This is a genomic window from Leuconostoc sp. (assembly GCF_965300815.1).
Genome location: NZ_CBDKZH010000182.1, coordinates 1 through 1694, shown reverse-complemented (window position 1 = coordinate 1694; position 1694 = coordinate 1). Strand labels below are relative to the sequence as shown.

General features: G+C 41.9%; 2 protein-coding genes and 1 pseudogene. All 3 read right to left on the bottom strand.

What is annotated here, in order from left to right:
* Positions 1 to 108, bottom strand: a pseudogene (locus ACW12G_RS07905) (Bax inhibitor-1/YccA family protein); the annotation flags it as partial.
* Positions 109 to 251: 143 nt separating this feature from the next.
* Positions 252 to 1586: a UDP-N-acetylmuramate--L-alanine ligase gene (murC, locus tag ACW12G_RS07900; RefSeq protein WP_270747367.1), complete on the bottom strand. Its 1335-nt coding sequence runs from the start codon at positions 1584 to 1586 to the stop codon at positions 252 to 254.
* The coding region (locus ACW12G_RS07895; RefSeq protein ID WP_455647709.1) for a UDP-N-acetylmuramate--alanine ligase at positions 1586 to 1694 on the bottom strand (109 nt) is incomplete at its 5' end. The genes ACW12G_RS07895 and murC, both read right to left, overlap by 1 nt.

Below are 1694 nucleotides of genomic sequence, written 5' to 3'. Positions count from 1 at the left end.
CACTAAGACTGCAATGCCCATAAAGCTATAAGTTTGTTTAAAGAACGCACGCATTCCTGCGTCCATGCCTGTCACATCGCGACGGGCATTCATGTCAAAATTATCCATTTGAGTCTCCCCGTATTTTCATAATTTTACCAGCGTAAAATATTACCGTTTCTATATATTATATTGCTATAGAAATGCCTGGTTACTATCATTATAGCAAACTCGCATTTAAAATAATATCAATACGCTAATGTCTACAGCATTTACTGCAAATCTGTCCGCAATTGTCCCAGTAACTTTTCATAGGCGAACTCATATTTTTCAATATCACCGGCACCCATAAAGACCATCACTGCGTTTTCAAATGGTATCAATAAGCTCATATTATCTTCTGTGATAATGCCACCAAACTTACTAATTTCCGCACCGATTTCTGCTGAAGTCACGGCGCCAGCCTTTTCACGCGCTGAACCAAAGATATCAGCTAAAAAGACTTTGTCTGCGGCTTCTAAACTTTTCGCAAATTCGTCTTTATAGGCAATCACGCGTGAGTAAGTGTGCGGTTGGAAAATCGCAATAATTTGTTTATTGGGATACTTCTGCCGTGCCGCATCCAAAGTCGCATCGATTTCCGTAGGATGATGCGCATAATCATCAATTACTGTAATATCGGCAATTTGCTTTTCACTAAAACGCCGCTTAACCCCTTGGTAGGTCATTAAGAACTCACGAATCAAGTTAAGATCAACCTTTTCCATGTAGGCCACCGCAATGACAGCCAAAGCATTTAAAATACTGTGCTGACCAAACAACGGCACTGCAAACTCGCCTAAAGGTTCCCCACGGAACAACACCTCAAAATGTGACCCTTGGGTTGATTTCCGAATATTCGTGGCGACAAAATCATCCCGATCCGCATTTGTCCCATAATAGTACACGTCAGCGGCTGGTTGTAAACTGCGCAGATGTGGGTCATCGCCCCAAGCAAAAATGGCCTTTTTAACGTTGCCAGCAAAGTCTGAAAAAGCTGCTGTCACATCGTTAATATCATGATAATAATCTGGATGATCAAAATCAATGTTGGTCAAAATGGCGTAATCTGGGGCATAATCTTTGAAATGACGACGATATTCATCGGCTTCCACCACAAAAAATTGTGAATTTGGTACCCCACGCCCCGTACCATCACCAATCAAATAAGAGGTTGGCGCAATGTTTTTTAAGACGTGTGCGAGTAAACCGGTGGTTGATGTTTTCCCATGCGCACCAGCGACAGCAATCGATGTTGTTTGCGCAATTTGATCTTGCACCGCATCAGGATAGGTCATCATGGCCACCCCAAGCGCCAGTGCGCGAGCAACTTCAACATGATCGTCTGTAAACGCATTGCCTCGAATAAAAATCGCATCCGTATGAGCATCCACATTGGCCGCATCAAATGGTAAAATTTCAATCCCCGCTGCTTCCAACGGTGCTTGTGTATAAGTATAAGTTTCAATATCTGAGCCTAATACCACATGGCCTTGATCATGTAAAATTTGTGCCAATGGCCCCATACCTGTACCTTTGATACCGATAAAATAATATGTTTTCGCCATTATTGCTCCTCAACTGAAACGAAGGTAAAGTATTGTAATTCACCTTTTCGTAACTCAAATATTAATTTTTTATATTGCGCGTTTTCATCGTTTAACGTCCGATACGTC

What these genes read in the sequence shown, in the direction of transcription:
- murC (WP_270747367.1), bottom strand. Translation starts at nt 1,586, where the DNA reads ATGGCGAAAACATATTATTTTATCGGTATCAAAGGTACAGGTATGGGG.